Origin of the sequence: Escherichia sp. E4385, from assembly GCF_963883145.1 — a bacterium.
GTDB lineage: Bacteria > Pseudomonadota > Gammaproteobacteria > Enterobacterales > Enterobacteriaceae > Escherichia.
In genome coordinates, this window is sequence record NZ_CAWOOJ010000035.1 from 1 (window position 1) to 4426 (window position 4426).

Below are 4426 nucleotides of genomic sequence, written 5' to 3' on the forward strand. Positions count from 1 at the left end.
AACCATCTGGCGGCGGCTATCGGGAATCGCCTGCTGAAAGATGGCCAGACAGTGATTGTGGTTACCGTGGCTGATGTCATGAGTGCTCTACACGCCAGCTATGACGACGGGCAATCAGGCGAAAAATTTTTGCGGGAACTGTGCGAAGTGGATCTGCTGGTTCTTGATGAAATTGGCATTCAGCGCGAGACAAAAAACGAGCAGGTGGTGCTGCACCAGATTGTTGATCGCCGGACAGCGTCGATGCGCAGCGTGGGGATGCTGACAAACCTGAACTATGAGGCCATGAAAACATTGCTCGGCGAGAGGATTATGGATCGCATGACCATGAACGGCGGGCGCTGGGTGATTTTTAACTGGGAGAGCTGGCGCCCGAATGTTGGTCAGCCAGGAATTGAAAAGTAATTTTTACCGGGAGGAAATTTTAATGGAAACCGTTTTTGATGCACTGAAAGCAATGGGAAAAGCCACGTCGGTAGAACTGGCAGCGCGACTTGATATCAGTCGTGAAGAAGTGCTGAACGAGCTGTGGGAACTGAAAAAGGCTGGCTTCGTTGATAAAAGCGTATACACCTGGCGTGTGGCTGATAACAACGTTCAGCAGGAACAGCCAGCACTGCCGGAAGAAACCACTACGGCAACAGTGACGAAAATTTCGGAGAGCGATTTAACTTCGACGATTGAACAACGTGGCCCACAAACGGCGGATGAACTGGCTACGCTGTTCGGTACAACATCCCGCAAAGTGGCTTCAACGCTGGCAATGGCAATCAGCAAAGGTCGTCTGATTCGCGTTAATCAGAACGGTAAATTTCGTTACTGCATACCGGGCGAAAAAATTAACGATATGAGCGCGCAAAGTACTGCACTGGTGCAAGTGGGCTCGGACGCTGACAAAAACGAAAAACAGAGCGATCGCAATCGTTTTTCGCCAACAAAAAGACATGAGCAGAGCGAAGAAACTGTAGCAGACATTGTGCAGTCGCTGCCATCGTTTACCGAAACGCGAGCGGATGACCTCGTTCTGCCATCGCTGCATCTGGCAAGCCGCGAACTGCGTCGGGCGAAAGGCCATGTCCAGAAGTGGGAGCGTGTCTGCGCCGCGCTGCGAGAGTTGAACAAGCACCGGGATATTATCGCCCAGCTTTGCCAGGAGGCAACCAGTGAGCAAGATTGACTACCAGGAATTGGCTGCTGCTAACGCTTTCTTGGCGGATGTGCGGGCTGGGGCGTTTAACGACCTTTGCGCGGCGTTTGTCAGGCACGCAAAAATTGCAGGACTGGACGATGGCGGTCTCGTTACGGTGAAAGAAGCGACTGATGCGTTGCTGCACTGTGCAGAACAGCTTCGGGAGGGATTCAAGCAATGAGTGAATCAAAATGCCAGGTTTATGGCAACAAGATAGAACCGTGTACGGCCCTGGCAAAATCCCTTGAGCATGATGCTGAATACACGACGCGAAAAGGTTTGCTGATATACAAAATCTATAACCATGAATTAATTCATTCACAAGACCTGATCATGCTGCGGTCAGGCGAGTTTTCTAAATCGCCGATTCGAATTTCATTTTGCCCGTTCTGTGGTGAAAGTCTGAAAACGTGGGAAGCGGAGGCAACCAGTGAGCAAAATTAACTACCAGGTACTACGTGAGATAGCAAAACAGGCAACACAGGGCGAATGGGTCGCATTTATTTCGACGGGTACTGGTACGTATGCGGTGCATACGCCCGGTGATAAACGATGTGAAGACGTTATCAAATGGACCGGCTTTGACGGACAGAAAAACGCAGAGAACAACGCTCGTTATATCGCAGCTTTCAACCCTGCAGTAGTGCAGGCACTGCTGGATGAGCGGGAAGCCCAAAGCAAACGCATTGCAGAGATGGAGACTAATCTTGCGGCGCTGGCAGCGGAGAATGCGAGACTGAAGGTGATGTGTGAGGACCGCCGCAGGTTCATCATGAAAGGGGTGCAACTGGGGTATATCAAGGTGCCAAAAGCGGAAACAGATCCGGACCTTGAGACAATTCGTATTGCTATATCACCACAAAAGCCCATTCCAGCCACCGATGCTTTTTTGGCTGAAGTAAGGGCGCAGGGGGTAGAGATGATGCGCGAACACCCATCAATCAAACTTTGCTCTTTGACGCACATATGTGATGAGTTAGCCGCCCAGCTTCGCAAAGGAGAGCTGCATATGATGTTTGACGCTGGCATTCACATCAAAGGAGAAGAGCATGGAAATAAAACCAGAAGATGAGTTAAGTAATATTGTTTTATTTCCGGTAAAAGAGGATGACCCACGTAATCAGGTTAATTTTCTTTATGAGCCATCGGAAAGACCATATTGCCATCATGCCTCTGTCCGGGTTGACGAAAAAGAGCGTCAGGTCCGCTGTAAAATCTGCGGTGCAGTTGTGGAGCCATTTGACTGGATGCTCTCTGTGGCGAAAAGAGAAACCAGACTGGCAGATGATGTAAGGCTATTGCTCCAGGAGGAACAGGAAAGGCGAAAAAATATAGAAAAGCTAATTCAGATTGAGCGTAACGCGAAAGCGCGGATACGCAGAGCGACAAAATCCAGAACTGAATAATTAAATTTAGTGCTGTAAATAAAGTTTAATCCTTAACCGGAGGGATTTCTTCACCCTCAAAACATCAGGAGGCCGCCCGAAAGGGCGGTAATGAAAAATGACAGAATTAACCAAAGAGCAATTAATCGAAGAAGCCAAATTAAAAATAGCGATTGCGAAATGCCACCCCAATTCAGGGATGGCACGGGTAGAGGGCGAGTTATTCAAAATTGCACTGGCATCGCTGGAAGCAGAACCGATAGCGTGGGTATGCGGAGAAAACATAATCCTGTTTAATCCTGACACAGTTGAAGCATATGCAAAACGTGCGGAGATATCACCTAAACCACTATTCGCCGCCCCGCCAGTGCTACCTGATAGACCGGTAGTGTCGCTGGAAGCAGAGCCGGTTGTAGACAGCGAGTGGTGGACGCTCTTACGGCAGTTCCTGATTGAACTTCAGGATCGCCGCAAAAACAGCATTTCTGAATCTGGAATCCGTGCTGAAACCCTGAACGATTTAATACGACATATTGACAGAAACCTGGATATTGACGCGATGAAATCGCCGTTTGAACTGTCATCTGAAATTGTGGATTACGTTAATAAGCAACTGCGCAAGGAGAATGCGTAATGCAGGTGGCATTTGTTGGCTTATTACCGCACCCGATCCGCCTTTGGGCGGATATGTCACTCATAAAATCGCATTTTTTTACTACTGATGGCGGCATCCCGGCACCAAAGCGCCGCCATACAGGTATTGCAGCGGCACGACGTGCAGCAAAGAAACGCAGGAGAGCAAAACGATGAAAAACCGTAAAGCAAAGATTCTGTTAGCTCGCAGAAACGGTGTTGGGGTCTGGCGATGGTTGAGGATTAGTAACAGACGAGTGAGGTTGACGGGGTGTTGCGGGGTGATGGGTCACAGCTGTTGCAAAAAGCCCAGCGCGGCACAAAACCGCTGGAGAAATCACAGTTCTAAGCAAATTAAATGGGAGTGATATGACTACACTATTCAGGAAAAATTATCCGCGAAAGAGCAGAGCAACAGAATTCCTGTTTCTCATTCTGTTTATCGTGTTGATGACACCGATATTCCCGCTAATTTTTGTCTGGGTAATCGGGAAAATAATTGAGCCAGTTATTGAATTGTATAACGACGTGGTATGGGCGTCGTTCAACACACTGCACAATAAAATTAATCCGTATAAGGAAAACTGATATGGCAACTATTACCAGAGAAAGCGCAGAGATTAAATCATTCATCACTGGTTTTCTGAGCGATTCGGCGCACGATAACCAATCCTCAAACAGCCTGCTTGCCAATGTGTTTCGTATTGCGCTGGCATCGTTGGAAGCAGAGCCAGTGGCATATCAGTATCGCCAGTGGGATGCAGAATATGATGAATGGGGAGAATGGGAAGATTGCGGAGAATGCGTTTACGAAGGATTTGTTGAGGAAGAGAAATGTCAGGGGGCAGGTGTTCAGACCCGTAAGCTATATGCCGCGCCGCCAATTTCGGTAACTCCGGATGGTTGGATAAGCCGTAGTGAGCGAATGCCGAACGACGCGCAGTGGTGCGTAGTGAACACAGAATACGGGTATTACGTGCAATGCTGGTCTGAAGGTCAAGGGTGGCTTGGTGATGATATCAGTATCCCTGAATGCGATGTAATCAATTGGATGCCTCTACCAGAACCGCCGCAGGAGGTGAATCAATGACCTGGCCTGAAGCATTCACAACGGTAGGAATTGCAATGGTGGTGGCGCTGGTGGTGTATTCGATTTGCCGCTGGGGATAAAAACGATTTGCGGGAAAAGGATAGTTAAGTAGAATTGCTGCGGGTGCTT

9 protein-coding genes and 1 pseudogene are annotated in these 4426 nt (G+C 48.7%); all 10 read left to right on the plus strand.

The genetic code is table 11. From position 1 onward, the window contains the following. Positions 1 to 405, plus strand: a 405-nt coding sequence (locus AACS80_RS23700) for an ATP-binding protein (RefSeq protein WP_171021454.1), incomplete at its 5' end; no start/stop codon positions are given. A 22-nt stretch (positions 406 to 427) separates the two neighbouring features. Beyond that, on the plus strand, positions 428 to 1177 hold the full coding sequence (locus tag AACS80_RS23705) for a DUF1627 domain-containing protein (RefSeq protein WP_135410069.1): 750 nt from the start codon (positions 428 to 430) through the stop codon (positions 1175 to 1177). After that, on the plus strand, positions 1164 to 1370 hold the full coding sequence (locus AACS80_RS23710; RefSeq protein ID WP_135410068.1) for a hypothetical protein: 207 nt from the start codon (positions 1164 to 1166) through the stop codon (positions 1368 to 1370). Before AACS80_RS23705 ends, AACS80_RS23710 begins: the two co-directional genes overlap by 14 nt. Continuing rightward, positions 1367 to 1633: a hypothetical protein gene (locus AACS80_RS23715; protein ID WP_135410067.1), complete on the plus strand. Its 267-nt coding sequence runs from the start codon at positions 1367 to 1369 to the stop codon at positions 1631 to 1633. The genes AACS80_RS23710 and AACS80_RS23715 overlap by 4 nt, the downstream gene beginning before the upstream one ends. Next, positions 1620 to 2261 (plus strand): ead/Ea22-like family protein, encoded by a 642-nt coding sequence (locus AACS80_RS23720; RefSeq protein ID WP_205713199.1) that lies wholly within the window; start codon positions 1620 to 1622, stop codon positions 2259 to 2261. The genes AACS80_RS23715 and AACS80_RS23720 overlap by 14 nt, the downstream gene beginning before the upstream one ends. Beyond that, positions 2239 to 2595 (plus strand): hypothetical protein, encoded by a 357-nt coding sequence (locus AACS80_RS23725; RefSeq protein WP_135410066.1) that lies wholly within the window; start codon positions 2239 to 2241, stop codon positions 2593 to 2595. The genes AACS80_RS23720 and AACS80_RS23725 overlap by 23 nt, the downstream gene beginning before the upstream one ends. A gap of 97 nt (positions 2596 to 2692) precedes the next feature. Then, positions 2693 to 2956, plus strand: a pseudogene (locus tag AACS80_RS23730) (DUF551 domain-containing protein); the annotation flags it as partial. Between the two features lie 251 nt (positions 2957 to 3207). Continuing rightward, a complete protein-coding gene (locus AACS80_RS23735) occupies positions 3208 to 3384 on the plus strand; it encodes a hypothetical protein (protein WP_171021455.1) in 177 nt (58 codons plus the stop codon). 192 nt (positions 3385 to 3576) lie between these two features. After that, positions 3577 to 3795, plus strand: a complete 219-nt coding sequence (locus AACS80_RS23740; RefSeq protein ID WP_135410064.1) for a DUF4014 family protein — start codon at positions 3577 to 3579, stop codon at positions 3793 to 3795. Between the two features lies 1 nt (position 3796). After that, on the plus strand, positions 3797 to 4297 hold the full coding sequence (locus AACS80_RS23745; RefSeq protein WP_135410063.1) for a DUF551 domain-containing protein: 501 nt from the start codon (positions 3797 to 3799) through the stop codon (positions 4295 to 4297). Positions 4298 to 4426 lie beyond the last annotated feature (129 nt).